Annotated in this window: 18 protein-coding genes and 3 tRNA genes; 4 read left to right on the top strand and 17 right to left on the bottom strand. The window is 59.8% G+C overall.

Going from position 1 to position 21,583, the window contains the following annotated elements; genetic code table 11:
• Positions 1–28: 28 nt before the first annotated feature.
• The 5 genes from ligA to HUW35_RS13855 all read right to left on the bottom strand — a co-directional run bounded on the left by ligA (position 29) and on the right by HUW35_RS13855 (position 9,331).
• On the bottom strand, positions 29–2,065 hold the full coding sequence (gene ligA, locus HUW35_RS13875; protein ID WP_181252858.1) for an NAD-dependent DNA ligase LigA: 2,037 nt from the start codon (positions 2,063–2,065) through the stop codon (positions 29–31).
• A gap of 135 nt (positions 2,066–2,200) precedes the next feature.
• Positions 2,201–3,691, bottom strand: coding sequence for a cell division protein ZipA (zipA, locus tag HUW35_RS13870; protein ID WP_181252857.1), 1,491 nt, complete (start codon positions 3,689–3,691; stop codon positions 2,201–2,203).
• 105 nt (positions 3,692–3,796) lie between these two features.
• Entirely contained in the window at positions 3,797–7,300 is a 3,504-nt protein-coding gene (gene smc / locus HUW35_RS13865; protein WP_181252856.1) for a chromosome segregation protein SMC, read from the bottom strand.
• A 230-nt stretch (positions 7,301–7,530) separates the two neighbouring features.
• Positions 7,531–8,808, bottom strand: coding sequence for a c-type cytochrome biogenesis protein CcmI (gene ccmI / locus HUW35_RS13860; protein ID WP_181252855.1), 1,278 nt, complete (start codon positions 8,806–8,808; stop codon positions 7,531–7,533).
• Positions 8,801–9,331: a cytochrome c-type biogenesis protein gene (locus HUW35_RS13855; RefSeq protein WP_255463310.1), complete on the bottom strand. Its 531-nt coding sequence runs from the start codon at positions 9,329–9,331 to the stop codon at positions 8,801–8,803. Before HUW35_RS13855 ends, ccmI begins: the two co-directional genes overlap by 8 nt.
• 185 nt (positions 9,332–9,516) lie before the next feature.
• Between HUW35_RS13855 and HUW35_RS13850 the strand changes: the two genes are divergently transcribed.
• The 3 genes from HUW35_RS13850 to HUW35_RS13840 all read left to right on the top strand — a co-directional run bounded on the left by HUW35_RS13850 (position 9,517) and on the right by HUW35_RS13840 (position 10,920).
• Positions 9,517–9,592: transfer RNA gene (locus HUW35_RS13850), tRNA-Val, on the top strand.
• 50 nt (positions 9,593–9,642) lie between these two features.
• Positions 9,643–9,719, top strand: a tRNA-Asp gene (locus HUW35_RS13845).
• A 115-nt stretch (positions 9,720–9,834) separates the two neighbouring features.
• Positions 9,835–10,920: a PaaI family thioesterase gene (locus HUW35_RS13840; RefSeq protein ID WP_181252854.1), complete on the top strand. Its 1,086-nt coding sequence runs from the start codon at positions 9,835–9,837 to the stop codon at positions 10,918–10,920.
• 5 nt (positions 10,921–10,925) lie between these two features.
• Here the strand turns inward: HUW35_RS13840 and HUW35_RS13835 are convergent, their stop codons facing one another.
• The 11 genes from HUW35_RS13835 to HUW35_RS13785 all read right to left on the bottom strand — a co-directional run bounded on the left by HUW35_RS13835 (position 10,926) and on the right by HUW35_RS13785 (position 19,725).
• On the bottom strand, positions 10,926–11,531 hold the full coding sequence (locus HUW35_RS13835; RefSeq protein ID WP_255463309.1) for a YigZ family protein: 606 nt from the start codon (positions 11,529–11,531) through the stop codon (positions 10,926–10,928).
• Positions 11,494–12,075: a DsbE family thiol:disulfide interchange protein gene (locus HUW35_RS13830; RefSeq protein ID WP_181252853.1), complete on the bottom strand. Its 582-nt coding sequence runs from the start codon at positions 12,073–12,075 to the stop codon at positions 11,494–11,496. The genes HUW35_RS13835 and HUW35_RS13830 overlap by 38 nt, the downstream gene beginning before the upstream one ends.
• A 52-nt stretch (positions 12,076–12,127) precedes the next feature.
• On the bottom strand, positions 12,128–14,131 hold the full coding sequence (locus HUW35_RS13825; RefSeq protein WP_181252852.1) for a heme lyase CcmF/NrfE family subunit: 2,004 nt from the start codon (positions 14,129–14,131) through the stop codon (positions 12,128–12,130).
• Entirely contained in the window at positions 14,128–14,577 is a 450-nt protein-coding gene (gene ccmE, locus HUW35_RS13820; protein ID WP_181252851.1) for a cytochrome c maturation protein CcmE, read from the bottom strand. The genes HUW35_RS13825 and ccmE overlap by 4 nt, the downstream gene beginning before the upstream one ends.
• A 53-nt stretch (positions 14,578–14,630) precedes the next feature.
• Positions 14,631–14,864, bottom strand: a complete 234-nt coding sequence (gene ccmD, locus HUW35_RS13815; protein ID WP_181252850.1) for a heme exporter protein CcmD — start codon at positions 14,862–14,864, stop codon at positions 14,631–14,633.
• Positions 14,865–14,874: 10 nt separating this feature from the next.
• Positions 14,875–15,624: a heme ABC transporter permease gene (locus tag HUW35_RS13810; RefSeq protein WP_305075937.1), complete on the bottom strand. Its 750-nt coding sequence runs from the start codon at positions 15,622–15,624 to the stop codon at positions 14,875–14,877.
• Positions 15,625–15,692: 68 nt separating this feature from the next.
• Positions 15,693–16,394 carry a heme exporter protein CcmB gene (gene ccmB / locus HUW35_RS13805; protein ID WP_181252849.1) on the bottom strand — a complete coding sequence of 234 codons (702 nt, stop codon included), beginning with the start codon at positions 16,392–16,394 and terminating at the stop codon, positions 15,693–15,695.
• 37 nt (positions 16,395–16,431) lie between these two features.
• A complete protein-coding gene (gene ccmA, locus HUW35_RS13800; protein WP_181252848.1) occupies positions 16,432–17,121 on the bottom strand; it encodes a cytochrome c biogenesis heme-transporting ATPase CcmA in 690 nt (229 codons plus the stop codon).
• A gap of 33 nt (positions 17,122–17,154) precedes the next feature.
• Complete coding sequence (locus HUW35_RS13795) at positions 17,155–18,933, bottom strand: fused response regulator/phosphatase (protein ID WP_181252847.1); 1,779 nt, start codon at positions 18,931–18,933, stop codon at positions 17,155–17,157.
• Between the two features lie 15 nt (positions 18,934–18,948).
• The gene (locus HUW35_RS13790) at positions 18,949–19,293 is read right to left on the bottom strand and encodes an STAS domain-containing protein (protein ID WP_219932575.1); all 345 of its coding nucleotides are present in this window, start codon (positions 19,291–19,293) and stop codon (positions 18,949–18,951) included.
• Between the two features lie 258 nt (positions 19,294–19,551).
• The gene (locus HUW35_RS13785) at positions 19,552–19,725 is read right to left on the bottom strand and encodes a PA3496 family putative envelope integrity protein (protein WP_181252846.1); all 174 of its coding nucleotides are present in this window, start codon (positions 19,723–19,725) and stop codon (positions 19,552–19,554) included.
• Between the two features lie 554 nt (positions 19,726–20,279).
• Here HUW35_RS13785 and HUW35_RS13780 point away from each other — a divergent pair.
• Positions 20,280–20,355, top strand: a tRNA-Arg gene (locus HUW35_RS13780).
• 15 nt (positions 20,356–20,370) lie between these two features.
• Here the strand turns inward: HUW35_RS13780 and HUW35_RS13775 are convergent.
• Positions 20,371–21,399, bottom strand: coding sequence for an isoaspartyl peptidase/L-asparaginase family protein (locus HUW35_RS13775; RefSeq protein WP_181252845.1), 1,029 nt, complete (start codon positions 21,397–21,399; stop codon positions 20,371–20,373).
• Positions 21,400–21,583: the final 184 nt, after the last annotated feature.

The raw sequence follows: 21,583 nt of genomic DNA, 5'->3' as shown, positions 1-21,583 counted from the left end.
CAGGTTGTCGATAAACCGATCAGGACGGTTAAATTTCAATACCCTGCTCACGCAACATGGCCATCAGCCCTTCTTCATCGAGCACCGGCAGATCGAGGTCGCGCGCCTTGTTCAGTTTTGAACCGGCACCTGGCCCCGCCACCACCGTATGGGTGTTGGCAGAGACACTGCCTGCCACCTTGGCGCCGAGCCGCTGCAGGTAATCCTTGGCCTCGCTGCGAGACAGGGTCTCAAGCTTGCCGGTCAATACCCAGGTCTGCCCAGCCAGTGGCTGCGAGCCCTCTTCCTGCACCTCCGCTTCCCAGTGCACACCGGCCTGCTGCAGCGCGGCAATTTCCTCCAGGTTATGGGGCTGCTCGAAGAACTCTGCCACATAGTGAGCTACTACCGGGCCCACATCATCGACCTGTTGCAGGGCCTCACTGTCCGCCTGCATCAGATGTTCGAGATCGCCGAAGTGCCGCGCCAGATTGCGCGCTGTGGCCTCGCCCACCTCGCGAATCCCCAGCGCGTAGAGAAATTTGGGCAGGGTTGTACTTTTGCTCCTCTCCAGCGCATCGAGCAGATTCTGGGCCGACTTTTCGCCCATGCGCTCGAGACCGGTCAGGGGCTCGAGGGACAGGTGGTAAAGGCCGGATACGGACTTTAGCAGCCCCTCGTCCACAAGCTGCTCCACCAGTTTGTCGCCGAGCCCATCAATATCCATGGCCTTGCGAGAGGCAAAATGCTTGATCGCCTGCTTGCGCTGGGCACTGCAAATAAGTCCGCCACTACAGCGGGCAACGGCTTCGCCGGGGGTCGCCTCGACCGGCGAATCGCACACCGGGCAGTGCGCGGGAAACTCGATATCCCGGGCATCTTGCGGACGGCGACTTTCCACCACGGAAACCACCTGGGGAATCACATCACCCGCGCGACGGATTATCACCGTATCGCCGATCTTTACCCCGAGGCGGGCAATTTCATCGCGATTGTGCAGCGTGGCATTGGACACGGTTACGCCACCCACAAACACCGGCTCCAGGCGCGCCACCGGCGTCACCGCACCGGTGCGTCCCACCTGGAATTCCACATCCAGCAAGCGGGTCATCTCCTCCTGCGCGGGAAATTTATACGCGGTGGCCCAGCGCGGCGCCCGCGCCACAAATCCCAGGCGGCGCTGCAGCGGAATACTGTTAACCTTGAACACAATGCCGTCGATATCGTACGGCAGCTGCGCACGCTTCTCGCCCAGCTTGCGGTGGTACTCGATACACGCCTGTATATCCTCCGCCACCGCCATTTCACTATTGATGCGGAACCCCCAGCGATTCAGCTGCTCGAGCACTTCAGAGTGGCGCTCGGGCAAGTCGCCGCCCTCCACGACACCGACGCTGTACACACATAATTCCAGCGGGCGCTGCGCGGTAATCCGCGAGTCCAACTGGCGCAAGCTGCCAGCGGCCGCATTGCGCGGGTTTACAAACCCCTTTTCCCCGGCGGCCCGGGCCTTTTCATTCAGGGCATCGAACCCCGCCTTCGGCATGTAAATTTCACCGCGCACCTCCAGCACCGGCGGCACGTCTTCGTCGAGCAACTTCAGCGGGACAGAATAGATAGTGCGCACATTCTGGGTGATATCTTCACCCACAGTGCCATCACCGCGGGTGGCTGCACGCTCGAGAATCCCCTGGCGATACAGCAAGCTCACGGCAATGCCATCCAGCTTGGGTTCACAGGCATATTCCACCGGCGCACTGCTGTTCAGGCGATCGCGGATGCGGCGGTCAAAGTCTTCCATCTCTTCATCGTTGAACGCATTGTCCAGCGACAGCATGGGCATCTCGTGGCGGATCTGGGTGAATGCGGCGAGAGGCTCAGCGCCCACGCGCTGGGTGGGTGAATCAGAGGTAATCAGTTGCGGGTATTCACGCTCAAGCTCCTGCAGTTCGCGCAGACAACGGTCGTACTCCACATCCGGCAATTCCGGTGTGTCCAGCACATAGTATTCGTAATTGGCGCGGTTGAGGATTTCGTGCAGTTCGTTGACGCGCTGCTGTTTTTCCTGGGGAATGCTCTTTGTCATTGTGTTTTCGCGAATTGGAAAATACTTGCCGATGGCAATGGAATTAACAGGGGATTATCGGGCAAATGATCGGCGGATCAGCGGAAATATCGCACCCGATACAAAAGCCCCTCCGCAATGGGAGGGGCTGACGTTTTATGCCTGGGCCCGGGCCAGCGCCTTGCGTCGCTGGAACTCCATGACCCGCTGGCGATAGTGTTCCGCGGTCTGCGCGGTGAAGACACTGCGGTTTTCATCCTTGAGCTCGCCACCCAACTGCTCGGCGATGCCACGTGCAGTGGACAGCAGGGTATCGAAAGCCTTGAGAGCCTCTACCTCCGCGGGCAGTGCCAGGAACAGGCTGACACCCGGGGTGGTGAAATCTTCCATCTCGGACATATCGAAAGTGCCGGGCACCACAATATTCGCGAGGCTGAACAGTGCCGAACCCTCGCCCGCTTCGCCGCAGTGATAGTGGAAAATATTCATATCGCCGAAACGCAGGCCGCTGGAAAGCAGCACACGCAACAGATCATTGCCTTCAAAATAGTCGCCCGCGGGCGCCATGATATTGAGGATCAGCACTTCTTCCACGGCGCGCTCCTTTGCCGACTCCGCGGCCTTGCCCTTGCTACCGCGCTTGCCTGCACGGCTGCTGCCCGCCGTATCACGACTCTCTGTTGCGCTGCGGGATTCCCGAGCCGGGGAGGCCGGCTTCTTGAATTCGGGAAACTTCAGTTCCGGCAGTTTCAGGTCTGCGGCAGCCCAGCCAGACTTGGCCGGGGGCTCGGAAGCGGTGCGCGCAGCTTCATCCCCGACAGGCTCAGAAACTTCCTGCAGGGATTCGAGACTTACAGATTCGTCCAGTGAGGGCTCCCGACGGTCGCCCGCCACAGACTCCTGGGCCAGACTACCCAGCGGGTCGGTTTCTGCATCGCGGCCAGCGCCAGATTGCGGAGATCTCACGGACTGTTGCTCCAGCGGCTGCTGGTGTGCCAGCTCCGGGGCAAGCTGCTCAAGGTCTGCGGTGCGACCGAGCGCAGTGGTGGATTCCGGCTCTGCAGCCGGCTCCTGGTCCGCGTCAGTCACGGAATCCATGAGCATGGGCACCTGCTCCTCCAGATTCAGGGCGACCTGCTCCGGCACATGCGGGCGCGGCGGCTCAGCCGTTACGGCCGGTTCCGGAATATCGGCATCGCGGCGATCGGGCTTGCTTCCCGCCAGGGGTTTGCGCGAGGACTGGAAGTTTTGCTGCACCTTGCGATTGACCTGGGAGGCGTCCTCTGGCTTGCGTCGCTGCACCACGCGTACCGTGCCGGGCAGCTCCGCGGCGATCTGGCGACGCTTCTCCGCTTCTTCCGGATCGATATATTCGAGATCGGGCTCGGCAAAACGGGCGCTTTGCTGCACGACGGGCGCGCTGGATGACCGTTTTTCAGTCACCGGCTGGTCGCGCTCGCCCGCGTCCACCGCCCGCGGCGGTGAGAGAATGTCATCGTTGTAATCGTCCATGTCCCGACGCATGGATCGGGACAGGTTACGGGAAACTTTCATGGTGTCGCGGTGCTTGAGATAGGCGCGGCGCGCGCCATCGAGTACTACCCCGAGCAGCACCAGAGCCAGCAAATTGATCAGCCAGTTGTCCATTTGTGCATCCCTCTCCCTAAGCCGACATCCATCGAGCCGGAAAGCCCGGGCTCCACATGTTGCAATCCACCGGGATCTTCCGATTTAAACAACTTTGTACTTCCATTACGCAGACGCCAGTTCCGCGGCTTCTTCCACGTCCACGGACACCAGGCGCGACACGCCCGGCTCGTGCATGGTCACACCGAGCAACTGATCGGCCATCTCCATGGCGATCTTGTTATGTGTAATGTAGATGAACTGCACGTGCGCGGACATTTCTTTCACCATGCGCGCGTAGCGTCCAACGTTGGCATCATCCAGCGGTGCGTCCACCTCGTCCAGCATACAGAAAGGTGCGGGATTCAGGCGGAAAATGGAGAACACCAGCGCGATCGCCGTCAGCGCCTTTTCCCCACCGGAAAGCAGGTGGATGGTGCTGTTTCGCTTGCCGGGCGGGCGCGCCATGATCGCGATACCGGTATCCAGCAGGTCGTCTCCGGTCAGCTCCAGATAGGCGTGACCACCGCCGAATACTTTCGGGAACAGTTCCTGCAGACCGCTGTTGACCTGGTCAAAGGTCTCCTTGAAGCGGGTCCGGGTCTCTTTATCGATGCGGCGGATGGCATTTTCCAGGGTCTCCAGCGCATCGGTCAGGTCATCGTACTGGCGATCCAGATAGTGCTTGCGCTCGGATTCCTGCTTGTACTCGTCGATGGCCGCCAGGTTGATCGGGCCGAGACGGGAAATACGCGCAGCCACCAGCTCGATATCCTGCTGTACTGCTTCGATAGTCAGCTCTTCCGGGAGTTCCTCGAGGAGGACTTCCAGATCGTGGTCCGCCTCGCGCAACTGCTCGACCAGGCCATTGCGCTGGGTTTCCAGGGTCTGGGCCGTGAGGCGCTGCTGCTCCAGCTGTGCGCGCACCCCCTGCAGCGCAGACTCCGCCTTGTGGCGTTCCTGCTCCTGATTGCGCAGGCTGGATTCCACGTCTTCCAGGTTCTTGCGCGCTTCAGAAAGCTCGTTCTCCACCTCGATACGCTGGCCCAGTTTTTCTTCGAGCTCGGCCTGGAAATCCTGGGACGGATCCTGGGCCTCTTCCATCTGCAGGGTAAGCTGCTCGCGGCGCTCCTGCAGGCGCTCCACCTGTTCGCGCAGCACCTGCAGCGTGCGCTCCAGGGATACTTTCTGGGTACGCACGGACTGCTCGCGCATGGCCAGTTCGTGCGCGCGGTCCTTGTCTTCACGGGCGCGCTGGCGGGCGTTATCCAGCGCTTCACGCAGCTCTTCACGGCGGGCAAGCATTGTCTCGCGACGATCCGTATCGTCGCTCATGGCCTCGACCGCTTCCTGCAGTACGATTCGCGCTTCTGAGATGGCTTCGGACTCCATCTCTTTCTGCTCTTTTACTTCGGCAATTTCCTGCTCGATACGACGGCGGCGCTCGTCCATCTGTTCCTGGCGGGCACGCTGGGCAGACAGCTGGCTGCGCAGGTCGCCGGTACGACGGTTCAGCTGCTCGGCGTTGTTGCGCCCCTGCTCGATACCGGATTCCAGCTCTGCGGCGCGCCCGCGCAGCTGTTCGCGCTGCTCGGACAGTTCCTCGATGCGCGCTTCACATTCCGCCAGGGACTGCTCGAGGTTTTCCAATTCCTGCTTGCGTGCCAGAACGCCCGCTTCCGCATCCGCACCGCGGCTTACACGCAACCAGCTCGGGCCCACCCAGAGGCCATCGCGGGTGACAATGGATTCACCGGCTCGCAACTGGGCGCGCTGGGCGAGCGCCGCGGTCAGGTCTTCGGCAGTGTAGATACCGTCGATCAGACCTGTCAGGCCCGCGGGGCCATCCACGACGTCCGCCAGCTTGGGCAGGCTGCCACTGGCGACAGAAGAAACACTGTTGCCATCAACAAATACCGCCTGACCACTCTCGAGACTGGTGAGCGACTCCTGCAGGGACTCGATCTGATCGATGCACACCGCCTGCAGCTGGGCACCGAGTACGGTTTCAACGGCGGTCTCCCAACCGGACCGGGCGCTGATCTGCTCCGCCAGGCGCGGGCGATCTTGCAGGTTTTGCTGTTCCAGCCAGCTGGCTACTGCTTTGCCCTGCCCCATTGCGGCCTGCTGGAGGGCTTCCAGGGAAGCCTGGCGGCCGCGGCTGGTCTGCAGTTGCAGGCGTTCTTTATCCAGGTCCGCAGCGATATCGGTTTCCTGGCGGCGCAACTCTGCGAGCTGCTCAACCTGCTCGGAAATGGATTCGCGCAGCTCCGCCAGCTGCATTTCCAGCTCGGCCAGCTCTTCGTTCTGCTGTTCCAGTTCGCTGTCATCGCCAGCACCGGATAGGCTCTCGCGCTCACTCTGCAGCTTGCTGATACGGTCTTGCAGGCGCTGGGTCGAGGTTTCCAGATGCTGGATACGCGACTGCTGAACCTCGGCTCGCTGACGGGAACCGGAAGCACCCTGGTTGAACTGGTCCCACTCGTTCTGCCAATCGCGCATCTGGTCTTCCGCGGTCAGCAGTGCCTGTGCAGATTCTTCCTCTGCCGCCTGCACCATTTCCAGATCCGGCACGATGACTTCGAGCTCTGCGTCGAACTCCACCGCCTTTTCCTGGTCCGCCGCGAGCAGTGACTGAGATTCGTTGTATTCCTGTTCGGTTCGGGAAAAATCGCTCTGCAGCTGAGCGTTGCGCTCACGCGCATGGGAAATACTCTGCTCCAGACGCGCGATATCCGCGCCCACCGAGTAAAAACGGCCCTGCACCTCGTTAAATGCATCGGACAGGTCGTGGTAGGCCACGCGCTGTTCTTCGATACCGGTGTCGCAGCTCACCTGTCGGGTGACCAGCTCCTCCACGGTAAGCTCGAGCTCACCGATCTGCTGCTGCTTGGCCTTGGCCTGATCGTCCAGGTCTTTGTACTTGAGCGCCTGCAGGTGCGCTTTGTGGGTGCGCTCCTCCTCCTTGAAGCGGCTGTATTTCTCCGCTGCCGCGGACTGGCGCTCAAGGCGGGCCAGCTGGCGATCCAGCTCATCGCGGATATCGGTAAGGCGCTCCAGGTTCTCATGGGTGCGGCGCATGCGGTTTTCGGTATCGCGGCGGCGCTCCTTGTACTTGGAGATGCCCGCGGCCTCCTCGATAAATACCCGCAGCTCTTCCGGCTTGGCCTCAATCAGCTTGGAGATCATGCCCTGCTCGATGATCGCGTAACTACGCGGTCCGAGACCGGTTCCCAGGAACAGATCGGTCACGTCCCGCCGGCGACACTTTTCACCGTTCAGATAGTAATTGTTCTGCCCATCGCGGGTTACTTTACGCTTGACGGAGATTTCGCTGAAAGCGGCGTACTCACCGGTCAGCTTGCCGGCTGAATTGTCGAACACCAGCTCGATGGAGGCCTGACCCACTGGCTTACGGCCGCTGGAGCCATTGAAGATGACGTCGGTCATGGAGTCGCCGCGCAGGTTCTTCGCGGAGGACTCACCCATTACCCAGCGCACGGCGTCGATGGTATTTGACTTGCCACAACCGTTGGGGCCGACCACGGCGCTGAGGTTGGAAGGGAAGTAAACGGTGGTCGGATCGACGAAGGATTTGAACCCGGCCAACTTGATGCACTTCAAACGCATGGTCTTGAAACTCGGTAATACCCGGCGCCCGTACGGTCACATTTACCGCCGCCGAACGCTCTTCGTTGTAATTACAGGAGGGATCCGGCCGCCGGGCAGCCAGATCGCCGATTTGTCTTTGCAAACCGCCGATTGTACATGGCTGCGGGCACGGTTTCAGCGCTATTTTTGACCGCCCCATCCACTTTCACTGCGGACGGGGCACGGTACTATTTGAATAACAGGCAGGGTCAGATTTTTTCGTTGATGGAGATATGGATCGGCTTGCCCCAGTCGGCACGGGCCAGGCCTTTTACCTCGCCCTGCCAATCCCCCGGTGCCGGACGGGCATTACCATTGATCGCCAGTCGCGCAACCAGTTCCACCTCGTCCACGGTCTTGAGACTGCGGCCGGGCATCATCGCGCGGGACTCGTCGAGCACCACTTCTGCTGGCAGGTCTGCTGCGGTCAGCCGCACAATCGCCACCGGCATAGGGCTGTCGGCGGTGCGGGCGTAAACAAATACCGGGGTGTCCGGGGAGGACTGCACGCTATCCGGCAGGGTGATCTTGAGCGCGATGCGGTTGGCCGCGCCCTCTGAACCCTTGGCACTCTCCGCGCCCTCCGGGGAGCCAGCTTCCGGCGACTCATTGACCACCACCTGTCCGCCGGCGTCGGCAATCGCCTTTTCCGCCCGCGCAACGCCGGCGGCAAGCGCCTGAGCGGCACTGGAACCCGGGGCCATCTGCGCTTGTGCGCGCTGCCAGAAATCCCTGGCAGCCACATAATCCTCGCGATCAAACGCCGCGATTCCGGCCAGGCCGAGGGCGGTTGTGTTGCTGGGTTGGATCGCAAGTACCTGATCCACTTCGCGCAGGACCTCCGGCGACATCTTTGACCCATTGCCAAAGAACAGCGCCTGTGCCAGCTCCGCACGAATATTCGCCGCCTCGGGCTCATGAGCCACGATATAGCGGTACTGCGCAATCGCACCCTGCAGGTCATTGCTCACCAGCAAACGCTGGGCCAGCACATAGCGGGAGGAAATATCCTGCGGGTGTGACTGAATACGCGCTTTCAACTGCTGGGTAATACGGGCCTCGACCACCATATCGGTTTCACCGGACTGGCTCGCCACCAGATCACGGTGCAGGGACAGGTCTTGATGAGCACCCCAGTAAAAATACAGCCCCACCGCGGTAAAGGGCAGCGCAAACGCGAGTGCAAACAAGAGCCCCCGCCCACCGTTGCGCGCCTGGGCAACCCGATAGGATCCCCCCTCTTCCGCCAGCAGTTTGCGCGCCAGCTCGTTTTTCAAGGATAGGTACTGGGCTTCATCTACCGCACCGCTGGCGCGAGACGTTTCCAATTCAGCCAGGTGCTCCCGGTACAGTGCCGCCTGGGTGTTGGTATCCGCATCATTCGACAATGCAGACGCCGCCTTGCCCTGCCCACTGAGCAGGGGCCAGGCAATGAAAAACGCGAGCGGCAGCATCAGCAATGCCAGTATCAGCCAGAGATCAGTCATTGGTTTTGCTTCCGCCCTGTTCACCAGTGTTGAGCAGCTGCGCGAGACGCTGCTGCTCTTCCACGCTCAATTCATCAGATTCGTCATTCTGTCGGCCGCCGCGACCACCGCGCGAGCGCACCACGATCACGATCAGGGTCAGCAGCCCGACCGCCGCAAAGATACCCGGCGCAAGCCACAGCACCATGGTGTTGCGCTGCAGCGGGGGCCGATACAGAACAAAGTCACCGTAGCGGGCAACCATGTATTCATTGATTTCCTGGTCGCTGAATCCTTCTTCCAGCAGGCGGCGAATCTCGCGACGCAAATCCGTAGCCACCATGGAGTCAGAGCCGGCCAGATTCTGATTCTGGCATTTGGGGCAGCGCATCTCCTCAATCAGCACTTGATAGCGCGCCTGCAGTTCCGGCGTGGAAAGCGGTTCCACCTCCACCGAGGCGCGAACTGCAGAAAAGGGCATGACCAGTGCAACCAGCAGGGTCAGCATGGCAATGAGCGACGTCCTTTGGATCTTGATCAGCACGGAATTACTCCAGTAAAAAGTGGCCGAATTATAACAGTGAGGCGGCGCCACTACATACCTCTGCGGTGCTTCACCCGCCGCCCGCAACTGCCCGCGATCGCACTTAACTCATTGAATCACAAAAATATTTCCAAAAAGCGTTGACGCCCCAAAAAATATCATTACTATACGCAGCTCCTGACGCGGGGTGGTTAGCTCAGTTGGTAGAGCGGCGCCCTTACAAGGCGTAGGTCACAGGTTCGACCCCTGTACCACCCACCACTATCCTTTACATCTGCTCGGCAGGTTGCTCAAAGGAAAGTCAGGAATGCGGACCGGTAGTTCAGTTGGTTAGAATGCCGGCCTGTCACGCCGGAGGTCGCGGGTTCGAGTCCCGTCCGGTCCGCCATATACAGAAAAGGCTCACACGAAAGTGTGGGCCTTTTTTGTTTGCGCCATTAACACCTTACCCCATGCGACCCTAGTATTTCTCCCGTATCTCTGCGATACACAGGGAGAAGTCGATGCCCAACATTACCGATGAGCCCCACCGCGGCGCCATTGCAGATTTGAGAGCCCTGCAGCAGGAGGGGCTGCAGACCTTCAAGCGCTATATTCGCGGCGACCTCCCGCTACCCCCTATCTGGCGGCTGACGGGTTTACACCCTATCGAGGCCGGGCTGGGCAAAGCGACCTTCTCCATGCCCATATCTCCTTGGCTGGCGGATGGCACCGGTATTTACTGGGGTGGTATCTATGCCCTGTTTGCGGACTCACCGCTGGCCGCTGCAATCTGGACCACACTGCCCGCCTCCAAAATACTGACCACCTCCGAGCTCAACATGTCCTTTCTTCGCCCGATCACTGAGCAGACCAGGAATATCATCGGTCATGCCACCACCGTGCACTCGGGAAGCCAGGTGGGACTGTCTACCGTGCAGATCTCCGATCAGGAGGGACGCACACTGGCTTTTGGCAGCTCGCGCTGCCTGATCATGGATTTTCCCGTAGACGCCGACGCGGACTTTCCCGCACCCGATCTCGGCCCCACAACTCCAGAAGATCCGTACCTGCGCCCGGGACCATCTTCTAATTTCTGTAACCTGCACGAGCTGGCGGGATGGACTCCCATTGACCTGCAGAAAGCCACCGTCGAAGAGGGACGCACTCATCCGGTGTGGCTATTTACCGGATACCGGGCCACCGCAATCGAGGACGGTTACTGCGAGGCAACGCTGCCATCATCGGCCTGGTTTTCAAACGGCAGCTTTTCGATCAATGGCGGGTTACTCGCGTGGGCGGCGGACTTCACCATGGGAGCGGCAGTCTATTCCACGCTCCCGGCGGGGGACTTGTTCGCCACCCTGGATATGCATATCCGTTTTACCCGCGCAGCAAGCATAGACTCGGGGCCACTCAAGCTGATCGCAAGAGTCCACCACCGCGGACGCCAGTTGCGGGTATCTTCATGTGTTGTCACCAATGCGGAGGGGAAACGCGTCGCCATGGCGACGGGTTCGGCACTGGTTTTACCGGGTGGGGCGAGAATGCTCGGTGAAGGCAAGAAAGCCGAGGAGATCATCGCCAGCGCAACGGCCAACCCAGGGTGAACGCGTCAGGTCGACTCGAGCTCCTCAAAGCGGATACCCTCCGCCTGTAGCTGCGCCCTGAGCACAGGCCACTGATCCAGCGGAAGCTGAACCGGCACACTCACCTGGTGGGTGTAAGCAGCGTCTTCACAAACACCGCGACACTGGGCAACCAGAAAACGTACGCGGGATTCCTCTGCAAAATCGCACACAATCCGCACCGCCAGCAATGGAATGAAGGTCGTCAACTCGGCAGACTGCAGCGCCGCGCCCACTGCCCCGCGATAGGCGCGCATCAAACCGCCCACGCCGAGCTTGGTGCCACCAAAATAACGCGTGACAATCGCGCCGACATTCCCCACACCCTGCTTCAATAACAGCTCAAGCATCGGACGCCCGGCGCTGCCACCGGGCTCACCGTCATCGTCGGACTGCATCGTCTGCGGATTGGAGGGGTTGCCGATCACCAGCGCCGTACAGTGGTGTGAGGCATCGGGATAGCGAGAGCGGATTATTTCGAGTTCATGCAAAAAAGCCGCTTTATCAGTAACTGGCCCCAGCCAGCAGATAAAACGGCTCTTTTTCTCTTCCGTCTCAGTGACAACGGGCGAGCAGGGAATCTGATAACTCACCAGAAAATTCGTCCCATTCCTGATTCTGTAAACGCTCGTACAGGGGCTGCAGTTTGGTCTGCCACACCTTGTCGTCGACGACACCAACATGCTTGCAGCGGATGGTTCCACCCGCATCCACCAGAAAGGTCTCCGGCGCACCAAACACACCGAGATCCAGCGCCAGGCGCCCCTCTACATCCGACACGGAAAACAGATAGGGGTTGTGGAATTTCTCCAGCCACTTCTGCGCCGCTTCGTTATCGTCCTTCAGATTGATACCGACAATGGGCACCCCACCCGCGGCGAGTTCATTGAGATACGGGTGCTCAACCCGGCAGGAAATGCACCAGGTAGCCCATACATTCAACAGCAGCGGCTTGCTGGGCAGATCCTTCTTTTTCAGCTCACGGTTGGATTCCACATCGAGCAAAGTGAACTCCGGCACCGGCTTGTTCACTAGCGCCGAGGGCATATCCTGGGGATTCAAAGAGAGCCCGCGCCAGAACAACAGCGCCAGCGCAGCAAAAATAATCAGAGGCAGAAACAGTTTTAACCTGGCCATCGAGCGTCGCAATCCTTTAATTCAGTCTGGCTTTTGGTGAAGCGGGCCGGAATCAGGTCCCGGCCAGGGAGCCATTTGCAGAGCCAGTAGCGGCCACCTTGCTCGTCCGCACCGCTTTGACCTTGCGGTAGCGCTTGTCCGCGACCGCTATGGCGCCACCCAACGCCATCAGCGCCGCGCCGAGCCAAATCCAGATCACAAAAGCCTTGTACTGGAGGCGCACCGCCCAGTCGCCGCCCAGGTTACTTTTATCCATGGGGTCACCCAGCGCCACGTACAGGTCGCGGAACATCCCGCTATCAATGGCCGCCTCGGTCATGATGTTGCCACCGGAGAGGTAACTGCGTTTCTGGGGCAGCAACTCCGCAATCAGGCGACCATCCTTGCGCACCATCAACACACCTTCGGAAGCCCGGTAATTCGGCCCCCGAACCTGACGCACCCCCTCAAAGGTAAACTCATAGCCGGAGAGCGCTGCACTCTGCCCCGGCGACATGCGCAGGTCTTTCTCGATACTGTAAACGGTGGTCAGCGCCACGCCGAGGATGGAAACAGCAAGACCAATATGCCCCAGGTGCATACCGTAGTAACTGGCACGCTGACGCTTGAGCCCAGCCCAAAGTGTCTCAGCATTGCGGGATTTCACCCGCATATCCGCCACACTGGAGGCGATCACCCACAGACCCGCAAACACACCGAGCATCGCGCCCCAGTGGAAATCACCCGCCAACAGAGTCACCAGCGGTGCCGCGACCGCTGCCACCAGCGCAGGAACACCCCAGGTCTTCGCCAGCTTGCCCATCTGGCTGTCTTTCCAGTTGGCGTGGATGCCGAGCCCCAGCAGAAGGCTCAGTACCAGCATCAGGGGAACAAAGAACATGTTGAAGAAGGGCGGTCCCACACTGATCTTGCCCCAGCCCAATGCATCGGCGAGCAGCGGGTACAGGGTGCCGGTAATCACTACCGCCATAATCAGAATCAGTACGATGTTATTGCCGAGTAGAAAGGTTTCCCGGGAGCGCACGGAAAACACACTGCCGGCACTCACTGCCGGAGCGCGCACCGCAAACAGCAACAGGGACGCACCCACCACTACCGCCAGGAACGCCAGGATAAATCCGCCGCGCAGGGGATCGGTGGCGAAGGCATGCACCGAGGTCAATACACCGGAGCGCACCAGGAAGGTCCCCAGCAGGCTGAGGCCAAAGGCGAAAATAGAGAGCAGGATGGTCCAGCTGCGGAAAAGCCCGCGCTTCTCGGTCACTGCCAGGGAATGCAGCAACGCCGTTCCCACTAGCCACGGCATAAAGGATGCGTTTTCAACCGGATCCCAGAACCACCAGCCGCCCCAACCCAGCTCGTAGTAGGCCCACCAGCTGCCGAGGGCTATACCCAGGGTGAGGAAAGACCAGGCGACCGCCGTCCAGGGCCGCGCCCAGCGAGCCCAGGCACTGTCCAGGCGCCCTTCCAGCAGCGCCGCAATGGCAAACGCGAAGGCCACCGAGAAACCCACATACCCCATATACAGCAGTGGCGGGTGAATGATCATGCCCGGGTCCTGCAGCAGCGGATTCAGGTCGCTGCCGTCATTGGGCGGGAACGGCAGGATCCGATCAAAGGGATTCGAGGTCAGCAGAATAAACAGGAAGAAGCCGATCAACAGCATACCGAGCACCGACAACACCCGGGCTACCAGCACTTCCGGCAGCTGCCGGCTGAACAGGGCGACCGCAGCTGTCCAGCCCGCCAGCATCAATAACCACAGCAGGATTGAGCCCTCGTGCCCACCCCAAACTGCGGTGATCTTGTAGATCATCGGCAGGATACTGTTGGAGTTTTGCGCCACATAGGCAACCGTGAAATCGCTGTTTACGAACGCCACGGTCAAGCAGACAAAGGAAACTGCGGTGAATGCGAGCACCCCCAGAGAAAGCGGGCGCGCGGTATCCATCCACAGTACGCGACCAGTATAGGTACCCAGCAGCGGCACTACCGACAGCGCAACCGAGAGCAGTAGACCAACAATCAGGGCAAAGTGACCCAGCTCAGGACTCATATCTTGGCGTCTCCATGGCATTTCGCCTCACCGCGCATCGACTCAGCAACTTCTGGCGGCGTGTAGGATTCATCGTGCTTGGCCAGCACCTGGTCTGCGCGCACGTAGCCATCCTGCTGCAACTTACCAGTCACCACCGCGGCTTCACCCTCGGCAAACAGATCCGGCAGAATCTTGTCGAACACCACTTCCAGCTCTGCATCGCCATCGGTAAGGGCAAAACGCACGTCGAGGGAGTCGCTGTCACGCACGATACTGCCCGGCACCACACAGCCACCGGCACGGATACGCTTTTCAAATGGCACTTCACCGGCAGCAAAAGCGCTGGGCGCATAAAAGTAGTCCATATTGGAGCGCATCGCATAGGCGACAAAACCCACGGCGGCACTGGAAAGTGCCACCAGAAGAACCACCAGAATCAGTCGTTGTTTACGGGCTGGGTGCATGATTGACCTGTTATACATCGATTTTTTAAAAACAGCTGCGGAGCCATTCGGGCTCAGGACCCGGTTGCATGTTCCGGCTGCGGCTGGCGATTTTCCGCCGCGCGACGACGCGCCTCTTCCTGGCGCATTTGCCGGCCGAAATCCCGGCGCAATTGGCGCTGGCGCAGTAGCGGCAGCACCACCAGTGCCACCAGGACAAGCAGTGCCACGGCATAAGAAAACCAGACGTAGGGGCCGTGGCCATTCATGGCAATAAAACTGGCAAAACTATCAAATTGAAATTGCATGGCAGCCCCCTCAAGCCCGCGCCGCTGGCGCGAACAGTTCGCGCACCCACTGGGTACGCCACTCGCGCTGCAGGATCAGGCTGCGGGTGTGAAGTGTCAGCACCCAGGCATAAAAAAGATAAAAGCCGGCAATCATGGTGATCAGCGGGTAGAACATGCTGGGATCAATGGTGCTGGCTTCGGTAAGTTTCAGGGTCGCCGGCTGATGCAATGTGAACCACCAGTCCACGGACTTGTAGATGATCGGAATATTGACCGTCCCCACCAGCGCCAGCAATGCACTGGCCTTGTCGCCGGATTGTTCACGGCTGAAGGCGCCAGACAGTGCCATGACCCCCAGATAAAGGAAGAACAGGATCAGCATGGATGTAATGCGGGCGTCCCATACCCAGTAGGTGCCCCAGGTTGGTTTGCCCCATACCGCGCCGGTAAACAGAGCAATGAAGGTGAGCGCCGCACCGATTGGCGCCGCCGCGCGCATCACCACGAACGAAAGCTTCATCTTCCAGATCAGGCCGATGGCACCGCAGAAGGCCATGATGTAATAACCGGCAAGCGCGAGGAATGCCGCGGGAACATGAATATAGATTATGCGGTAACTGTTGCCCTGCTTGGCATCCTGCGGCGCAAACCCGAGCCCCCAGACGATACCGACAGAAAGCAGTATAAGACTGGCCGCACCCAGCCACGGCAGCCAGGCACTGGTTTTCTGATAAAACCAGCGCGGCGATCCCAATCTGTGAAACCATTGCCAGGACAAAATAAGTACTCCTATGCCCTTCTGTTCCCCATTTCCCGCACCGCTATCGTGAAATGTACGTAAAAGGGTCAGTTTTCGAGACTGATGCGAATGGCGCCAGCAGCCGCCAGCGGCGCCAGCGCCGCTGCGGCTGCCAGAATTGCGCCAAGAATTGCCATTTGCGGGCCGTAACTGTAGCCGTCGAGGGCCGCCTGCACCGTTCCAGTGCCGAAGATTAACACGGGCACATAGAGCGGCATAATAATCAGCGCCAGCAAAAGGCCCGGACGCCGCAGCGCTACGGTCAGGGCAGCACCCACGGCACCGATCAGGCTCAGGCTCGCGGTGCCCAGCGCAAGGGAGACAAACAGCGGCCAGTAACCCGCCTCCCCCAGATTCAACATCATGCCCAGCAGGGGCGACAGCAACGCCAGCGGCAAGCCGGTCACCAACCAGTGCACCAGCGCCTTGGCCAGCACCGGAAAGTACAGAGGCTGTGGCTGCAGTGCCAACTGCTCCAGGGAGCCATCTTCATAATCACCACGGAACAGGGACTCCTGGGAGAGGAGTGTCGCCAGCAGCGCCATCACCCAGATCAGGCCGGCTGCCATTCGTGCGAGCATCTCGGGTTCCGGACCTATACCGAGCGGCATCATCGCCAGCACGGTGACAAAGAACAGCAGCGGATTGAAGATATCGGAACGGCGGCGCACAGCGAGGGTCAACTCGGTGCGAAACAGGGTGTAAAAGCCTGCGACACGCACTGATGCGGTTGCGGCTTCAATCTTCATCCCGCTCTCCCCTGCACCGCCATATTGCTTCACCACATCAGCCCGCATACGCCCACTCCGCCGATGCATCGCGACAGGGCTGGAAATCTGCCAGGTTGACCTTTGCCAGCGGCGCAATGGCTACCGGCTGGTGCGAGGTAAGCAGAACGCAGCCCCCACCCTGCATATGCAGATTCATCTGCGCTTCCAGGCTGGCAACCCCGGCGACATCCAGGGCCGCGAGTGGCTCATCCAGAATCCACAGCGCGGGCGCTTCTGGCAAATACAGTCGCGCCAAAGCTACCCGGCGATTCTGCCCGGCGGAAAGCTGCTGACAGAGCACATCTTCAAACCCATACAGACCCACCGCATCCAGCGCCGCCATCGCAGCTGCGCCGGAAGCCCCGTACCAGGCCAGGTTTTCCAGGGGGGTAAGTCCGCGCCGCACACCGGCGTTGTGACCTATATAAAGAAGGGATGCACGCAGTGCGGGAAGCGCCGCGGGGAACGGTTTACCCTGCCAGAGGATTTCGCCAGAAAAATCTGAGGCCGTGCCGATCAGTGTGCGGATCAGGGTGCTCTTGCCTGCACCGTTGGCACCTTCTATCTGAAGCGCGGTACCCGGCGCCAGCTCGAATTCCAGGCCCTCGAAAAGAGAGCGACCGTCCCGCTCACAGGAGAGCGCCCGCGCGCTCAGGGCGAGGTCAACAGATCGACTGCTAGCTGTTTCCGCTGGTCCAGATGCCATTGTGCACCGCACTTGATGAAAAAGTAGCCGGCATTATACCGGTAGTGGCGTGTTTTGTATGGCATTGCGATGCGCTTCCGCTGTATCGTGATCCTGTTCCGCCGCATCCCAGCGAATCACCGCCTCCACCCGACTACTCCCCGGCAAGTAATTCACCTCATCGCACACCGTATGCAACAGGTTGAGCCCCCGGCCCGCATAAACCCCTGTGGGCTCCCGAACTTCCGGAAACCCGCTGCCGCTATCTTCCACCACCAGTACCAATGTGCCGCCCTGCTTACCCTCACTACAGCTGAGTGAGACACTTATCCACCCATCCTGCAGCCCACTGCGGCGCTCCGCCAACAGGTCGTAGTAACGCACAAAACCGTCATCGGTATTCTTGATGGAAGAATCCAGCCCCAGTACGCCGTGCTCGAGGGCATTGCGAAACAGTTCGCCAAGCGCGATCGCCAGGTCTTCCTGAAAACGCGCGGCACCGGGCATCTGCGCCAGTACACCGAGCAGGTGTGGCAGTGGATCTGCCTCGCGCAACTCCTCCTGGGTGACCTGAAGACGCATCGACCAGTTGCCGACCCGCCCACCCCGGCGATCTCCCGACTGGTCCGCCGCAGGGCACCCGCTCTTTTTAAGAGAATCGTCGGTCAGATCCAGCTCTACGAGAGACAGGTCATCGTGCTGCTCTGCGGCATGTGCGTTAACCGCCATCAGGATCTGGTCAAACGCCTGGGCACTGTTGCCATCCGCGCGCAACAGCGCCATCAAACGGCACTCGCCAAAATGCTCCCCCTTGCTATTGCGTGCCTCGTGGATGCCATCACTCCACAGATACAGACGGTCCCCGGGAAGCACCCGCAGATTGACGATCGACGTATCCACCTGATCGGAGGGCAGCACACCGAAGGGCAAATGCCGGGATTCGAGCAGGTGCAGCTCGCCATTGGTGCGTTTGAGGCAGGGGCTGGGCATGCCCGCGTTGAGGATCCGCAGATGGTTGCGCCGCGGATCCAGCTCGAGCATGGCCAGGCAACAGAACATCTGCCGCGGCAGGATGCCGTGCAGTTTGCGGTTCATCTCCCGCAGCACCCGGCTCATCGAGAAGCCGCGGGGCATCATGGAATAGAAAATGGATGTCAGGGGCACCGCGCCGACTGCGGCCGCGAGGCCATGGCCGGCAAAGTCCCCCAGCATCAGCACCAGCTTACCGTCTGGCGTATAGGTAGCCGCGAGCACGTCCCCGTTCAGTACCGCCCTCGGTGAGAGGTGATAGCGAATAGCCGGGGTACCGTCCAGGCAGCTTTCATTGCCGAGATTGCCAAAAATTTCCCGCGCATTGGCCTGCTCCTGCAAGAAATCTGCATGATGTCGCCGCAGGCGGTCCCGCTGGGCCATCAATGAGCGGCTGAACTCACAGAAGCGCCGGATGGACGCGAGCTTTAACCGCACCAGTGGCGGGCTGTAGGGCTTGGTAAGGATATCGTCGCAATCGGTGGGCGGTTCGGCAGGCGCCCGGGAGGATGAGGACAGATCCTGTACAAACAGAATGGGAACAGGCTCAATGCCGCCGCTCTGGCGCAATTGGCGGATGTCGCCACTGGTAACCTGCGCCACCGCAAGGGGGCCAAATATCACCAGGTTGGGAAGAAATTCTTCGTAGGTCTCCAGAGCAACAGCTATATCCGGCGCCACCTCGACGCGTGTGGGCAATCTGTTTCCGGTGGCTGCGGTGTACTTCCAGCTGTGGATCAGCTGCCTGAGCTCTGCCGCCTCCTTGGCATCGCTCTCGACAATCAGGACGCGAAAGGCAGCCATCAGCAATCGTGCCCCTCAGCGTATGCTGAAAATCCGGTCGAAGTTGGAGACCGACAGTATGTGGGAGACGTGTGCGTTGGCATTCATCAATTCCACCTGCGGATGGGTGCCCGCGCTCGCCACTTCCACACAGTAATCCCTCAGCAGCAGCAACATACCCAGCGCTGCGCTATCCAGATGATCGGTTTCGGAGAGATCTACGAGGAATGTTCTGGGCGGCGGCGACACATTGCGATAGGCGCGCTGGAATTCCCGGTGCATATTGAAATCGAAATTGCCGGCCACGCGGATGATCAGTGCATCACCGCTTTCCGAGACTTCCGAAGTCACCCTGCTGTCATACCTGTCGGAAACTACCATCTGAAGGTCCCTTTTCCTTCCTTTCCTGACGCCTGCGCCCAATATACACCCCACCGGAGGGTGTGAAAACTGGTGCCGGACCACGTCGTTCGCCCCACACACCCACAAACGAAAAAAGGGTGCGCAAGGCACCCTTTTCCTTTTGGGAGAGGCCTACCCCGTTGTTAGAGGCGCAATGCTCAAAACGGTCGGGTAACTCACTGTCTAAAACCGGACATACACCGGTATGCGCAAATTGGTCTGAAAATTCCTGTCGGCTTAAAAATCGTACTGGAAATCCATCAATTCCCGTCTGAGACGCATCTCCTCCAGCTTGTCTTCGACCATCCGGCGGGCGTCCCTGGGATTGTGAGGGGTATACAGTAGATCCTCTTCCGTCGAGGAATCGTTTTCATCAAAATCCATGTCATTTTCGATAACGTTGCCGCTCATAGAAAACTCCACAATCTCGATCTGCCAAGGCAGAAACACTTTGTCTGTTTTTGTTGTGCAATCGCAGATTAGCCAGCTCTGACTTTTCCGGTCAAGCATCTTTTTCGCTGTGGAAACAAGTTTTTTCACAAGGTTACACACGCCACAGCAGTACGCCCCTCCGGCGGGAAAAGTCTCTCCGCGGCGGATGGCGTCAAGCGCAAAAATAACGGCTATTTGTTACCAAATTGCGGTCGTTTTTCTCAAAATCCCCCCGGAAAAAGACCGCCGGCCCAGCAGGTTACTATTTGCTCACAGTGGTAACCGGTCGCAATCTGGCGTTACCCTCGGTGACATTCATGTTCAGTAATGAGAAGTGGGTAGCAATTTTGTCAACGTAGAGGGAGGAAGAGAGAGCCCCAGGGAAAGGAAACAGGGCGAGCCATAAGGTAAAAAAGACACTGGAGGCCTGCCAGACAACGCCGCCTCGTGTCCGGCCTATCCAGAAAGGGAAGCACGCTGCCCCTTCCCCATGACACGCGCGGCGACAGTCGCTAGAATGTGCGCCCTCACCGGCCCCCGTCGGTTAACAGGATAAACCACGGACCTCCTAAGTCCGGACTGGTGGTTCGAGTCCACCCGGGGGCGCCATCCAGATCTCCCTGATCAATCCTTGCCAAAGATCGCCACTTGCGCGGGCTGCCCAGCCACCCGGCTGGCACGATACATCCCCTTGGTATTGAAGGTCAGCGCGATATTGCCCTTGGCATCCAGCACAATCACGCCACCGGTACCACCCACCGGCAACAACACCTCATTGATGACCTCGTCCGCCGCCTGGGCCACGGACTTGGACTGGTACGCAACCCGGGTGCAGATATCCGCGGCCACGTTGTAGCGGATAAAGTATTCCCCGTGCCCCGTGGCAGATACCGCACATGAGGCGTTATCGGCAAAGGTACCCGCACCGATTACCGGGGAGTCCCCGATCCGGCCGAAGCGCTTCGCGGTCATGCCCCCGGTAGACGTACCCGCCGCCAGGTTACCCTGCTTGTCCAGTGCGACCGCACCTACAGTGCCCATACGGAAGGGGACCGGCAGGCTATCTACCGCCGCCCGGTAATCCTTGTCCTGCTTGTTCTCCTTATCCAGCTTTTCTTTTGCCCGCTCCAGTTGCTGGCGACGCTGTTCGGTATCAAAACGCTTGTTGTCTACCATGGGGACACCGCGACTGCGTGCAAACGCCTCAGCGCCCTCTCCCGCCAGCATCACGAACGGGGAATCCTCCATCACCATCCGCGCCAGGTTGATGGGATTGGCTACCCGTTTTACCCCGGCAACCGCCCCCGCCTGCCGATCGCGGCCATCCATAATCGAGGCATCCAGCTCGTGGGCACCTTCGTAGGTGTATACCGCACCCTTACCCGCGTTGAACAGGGGCGAGTCTTCGAGGATATTGATCGCAGCGACAACCGCATCCAGGCTTGCACCGCCTTTCTCCAGCACCGCATACCCCGCGTCAATGGCCTCCTGTAGCTTGGTCCGGTAGGCGCGCTCCTTTTCCGGAGTCATCTTCGACTTTTCGATAGTACCGGCACCACCGTGGATGACGATGGCAAACTCAGCCGGTTCAGATGCCTGGACGCCCGAAGAGAGGCAAATCAAGCAGGAGAAAATAAAAAGTATCTTGTTCATCGCGTTTTCCACTATTTGTTGATCATCAATCGTTAACCGCTGATATCCACGAAAAATAACGCAAAGCACCCGGACACCGCCAGCCACATCTCCCAAGCACCCCAAACTGAGAACCTGGATGACAAGGCCCTGGAAGCACTTTCTGGATTCGCCGAAGCGGTGGTTTGGCGCGCTGCGATCGGCT

Source organism: Microbulbifer sp. YPW1, assembly GCF_013367775.1.
Classification (GTDB): domain Bacteria; phylum Pseudomonadota; class Gammaproteobacteria; order Pseudomonadales; family Cellvibrionaceae; genus Microbulbifer.
Note: the sequence above shows the minus strand (reverse complement) of the source record. Positions and strands in the feature narration are given on the sequence as shown.

Bases quoted from the DNA above. Each gene is read 5' to 3' on its own strand.
- ligA (WP_181252858.1), bottom strand. From the start codon at position 2,065: ATGACAAAGAGCATTCCCCAGGAAAAACAGCAGCGCGTCAACGAACTG.
- zipA (WP_181252857.1), bottom strand. From the start codon at position 3,691: ATGGACAACTGGCTGATCAATTTGCTGGCTCTGGTGCTGCTCGGGGTA.
- smc (WP_181252856.1), bottom strand. From the start codon at position 7,300: ATGCGTTTGAAGTGCATCAAGTTGGCCGGGTTCAAATCCTTCGTCGAT.
- ccmI (WP_181252855.1), bottom strand. From the start codon at position 8,808: ATGACTGATCTCTGGCTGATACTGGCATTGCTGATGCTGCCGCTCGCG.
- HUW35_RS13840 (WP_181252854.1), top strand. From the start codon at position 9,835: ATGCCCAACATTACCGATGAGCCCCACCGCGGCGCCATTGCAGATTTG.
- HUW35_RS13830 (WP_181252853.1), bottom strand. From the start codon at position 12,075: ATGGCCAGGTTAAAACTGTTTCTGCCTCTGATTATTTTTGCTGCGCTG.
- HUW35_RS13825 (WP_181252852.1), bottom strand. From the start codon at position 14,131: ATGAGTCCTGAGCTGGGTCACTTTGCCCTGATTGTTGGTCTACTGCTC.
- ccmE (WP_181252851.1), bottom strand. From the start codon at position 14,577: ATGCACCCAGCCCGTAAACAACGACTGATTCTGGTGGTTCTTCTGGTG.
- ccmD (WP_181252850.1), bottom strand. From the start codon at position 14,864: ATGCAATTTCAATTTGATAGTTTTGCCAGTTTTATTGCCATGAATGGC.
- ccmB (WP_181252849.1), bottom strand. From the start codon at position 16,394: ATGAAGATTGAAGCCGCAACCGCATCAGTGCGTGTCGCAGGCTTTTAC.
- ccmA (WP_181252848.1), bottom strand. From the start codon at position 17,121: ATGGCATCTGGACCAGCGGAAACAGCTAGCAGTCGATCTGTTGACCTC.
- HUW35_RS13795 (WP_181252847.1), bottom strand. From the start codon at position 18,933: ATGGCTGCCTTTCGCGTCCTGATTGTCGAGAGCGATGCCAAGGAGGCG.
- HUW35_RS13790 (WP_219932575.1), bottom strand. From the start codon at position 19,293: ATGGTAGTTTCCGACAGGTATGACAGCAGGGTGACTTCGGAAGTCTCG.
- HUW35_RS13785 (WP_181252846.1), bottom strand. From the start codon at position 19,725: ATGAGCGGCAACGTTATCGAAAATGACATGGATTTTGATGAAAACGAT.
- HUW35_RS13775 (WP_181252845.1), bottom strand. From the start codon at position 21,399: ATGAACAAGATACTTTTTATTTTCTCCTGCTTGATTTGCCTCTCTTCG.